The organism is Nocardiopsis lucentensis DSM 44048 (assembly GCF_000341125.1).
Lineage (GTDB): Bacteria > Actinomycetota > Actinomycetes > Streptosporangiales > Streptosporangiaceae > Nocardiopsis > Nocardiopsis lucentensis.
Genome location: NZ_ANBC01000601.1, coordinates 1 through 2486, shown reverse-complemented (window position 1 = coordinate 2486; position 2486 = coordinate 1). Strand labels below are relative to the sequence as shown.

Sequence of the window (2486 nt, the reverse complement as noted above, 5' to 3'; positions counted from 1 at the left end):
CCAGCCGTCTCGGCGGGCGTGTCCTTGCCCGAGGCCTCCTTGCCCGGGGCCTCCTTGGCCGGAGCGTCCTTGGCGGGAGCGGGCTTGGCCGCGGTGTCCCTGGCCGAAGCGGTCTTCGCCGCGTCGGAGGCGGGCCCGGCGGCCTTCCCCGGTGCGGAGGTGCCGGAGGCGGGGGTGGTGGTCTCCTCGCGGGTCAGACCCGACTCCAGAGCGCCCGCCTCGTCCTCGGCCGTCACCAGGTCGGCCAGCGTGGAGTGCATGTCCTTGAGGCGGCGCAGCGCCTCGGCGTGCGTGGCCGTCAGGGTCGCGAGCCTGCGGTCCGCGGTGTCGTGGATCTTCTTGGCGCGCGCGTCGGCCTCGTTCAGGCGGCGGTCGCCCTCCGCCTTGGCCTGGTCGCGCAGCTGTTCGGACTCCTTCTTCGCGCTGGAGACCATCTCGTTGGCCTCCCCGCGCGCGGAGGAGACGATCCGCTCGGCGTGCTGCTCAGCGTCCTTGCGCTGCTTGGCGATCTCCTCCTCGGCCTTCTTCCGGGCCTCCTTGACCTCGGCGTCGACCTTGGCGCGACGCTCCGCGGCCTCCTCCTCCGTGATCCTCAGGATCTCGGCCATGCGCTCGCTGATCTGTTCGTGCTCAGGCTTGACCTGGTTCTTCTCACGTTCGATCGCGAGGTCGCGCTTGTACTGCTCCAGCTCGTCGTCCTGCCGCTGCAAACGCTCGCGGAGGTCCTTGAACTGGTTGTCCATCCGTACGAAGTAGTCGTCGACGTGCGCCTTGTCGTAGCCGCCCTTGCGCACCGTCGGAAACCTGTCCTGTTGCAGTCCGCCGCCCGGCAACATTTCGCTCAAGTGCCTTTCATGTCCTTAACACCGTCCGGCTGCGCGTCGCAGAAGGTGAGAGTTGCCCCGTACCCAGTTGTTGGCGAAGCACCCATCGGACCCGTGATCCGGGTCGCGCCCGCGGGTGGTCCCGCCTCGCCGCGCCGACCGGATGGGGGCACCGGCCACGCGCGGAGCGTCACGTCGTGGACACCGTCCAAACGACCAAGGTAGACCCGGGTGACACCAGCCCGTCAATAACCTCGACGGGTACATCACCGTGTGGACCCTGGTCACGTTCCTCTCTAAGGTATGCGCGATCATCCCCGTGCGGGGCTCAGCGGTCAACTCCGGTCAGCGCGTCGTTCCGCCGTGCCCCGGCCGATTCCCCCGGCGCGATACTTTCGGGCCGTCATCGGGATCACGCACACCGGAAACACATATGGAGGACCCGACATGGACAGTACGACCCACGGACACCCGAGCGGCGCCTCGGCCGGGCCGATGATCGGTGGGGCTCCGTTCGGGGAACCGGAGATCGACCCCAGCGCGTGGGTCGCGCCCGGCGCGGTCGTCGTGGGCCGTGTCCGGCTCGGGGCCGAGAGCAGCGTCTGGTACGGATCGGTCCTGCGCGCCGACACCGAGGACATCGTGGTCGGCCGGAGGGTGAACATCCAGGACCAGTGCGGAATGCACTCCGACCCCGGCCAGCCCGCGATCCTGCACGACGACGTCAGCCTGGGCCACAAGGCGATGGTGCACGGCGCGGTCGTCGAGGAGGGGGCCCTCATCGGGATCGGCGCGATCGTCCTCGGCGGCGCCCGCGTGGGGAAGGGGGCGCTCGTCGCCGCGGGCTCCCTGGTGCCCCCGGGCAAGACAGTGCCGCCGGACACGCTCTGGGCAGGGGTTCCGGGCCGCGTGATCCGGGAGCTGAACGACGACGACCGCGCCGTCCTGGAGCACACCCCGACCGCGTACGCGGGCTACGCCGTCCAACACAGGGACGTCACCTGGCGCGGGTGACCCACGGTCGGCCCCGGTGGGACGCCGGGGCCCTGGACCGAGGTGACTACCGGCCGGTAGAACGGAGGGGGTGGGTGATGCACCACCCCTGACTAGACCGGGTGAGCCGGGCACTGGTCCGCACGGGTCATGTGCGGCCGGTCGTACTCGGCGTAGCCTGGGGGGTCTCACGCCCCGTGGTCCGGGTCCGTCGCGCCCGCATCACGCCGGACCGGACCGAGCGTCCCGTCACCCGCCCCGCGGCACCGCAGCCCTCCGGGAGGTGAGCACACGTGGACCACGACTCCGGCGCCCACCCTCGCGATGCGCTCAATCTCCACGACCGCGTCGCACTGGACGAGATCGACCTGTACACCGAGGTGCTCATCGCCGTGGCTGACGCGGAAGGGCCGCTCAGCCCCGCCGAGATCGACCACGTGCTCGGCGTGGTCCACGGCTCCGGGCCCGGGACCGCCGCCGAGAGCGGCCCCCTCGCGTCTCCCCCACCCGCCGCGGGCTCGGCCGGGGCGCCGCACCGCACTGTCGGCGCGGACACCGCGCCCCCACCCGAACCCCGCCCGGGCGGGACGGGCGGCGGCCGATCACTGCCCGACACCGACCACCCGCTCCTCCCGGAGCCGAGGCTGCTCCCGGAGCCGACGCGGCCGC

General features: G+C 71.7%; 3 protein-coding genes. 2 read left to right on the top strand and 1 reads right to left on the bottom strand.

The genetic code is table 11. From position 1 onward, the window contains the following. The coding region (locus D471_RS0121450; protein ID WP_017600526.1) for a hypothetical protein at window positions 1-836 on the bottom strand (836 nt) is incomplete at its 3' end. Between the two features lie 435 nt (window positions 837-1271). On the opposite strand from D471_RS0121450, the gene D471_RS0121445 reads away from it, so the two are divergent. After that, window positions 1272-1838: a gamma carbonic anhydrase family protein gene (locus D471_RS0121445; RefSeq protein ID WP_017600525.1), complete on the top strand. Its 567-nt coding sequence runs from the start codon at window positions 1272-1274 to the stop codon at window positions 1836-1838. A gap of 272 nt (window positions 1839-2110) precedes the next feature. Next, a partial coding sequence (locus D471_RS40925) for a hypothetical protein (protein WP_040690588.1) occupies window positions 2111-2486 on the top strand: 376 nt, incomplete at its 3' end.

What these genes read in the sequence shown, in the direction of transcription:
- D471_RS0121445 (WP_017600525.1), top strand. Translation starts at nt 1,272, where the DNA reads ATGGACAGTACGACCCACGGACACCCGAGCGGCGCCTCGGCCGGGCCG.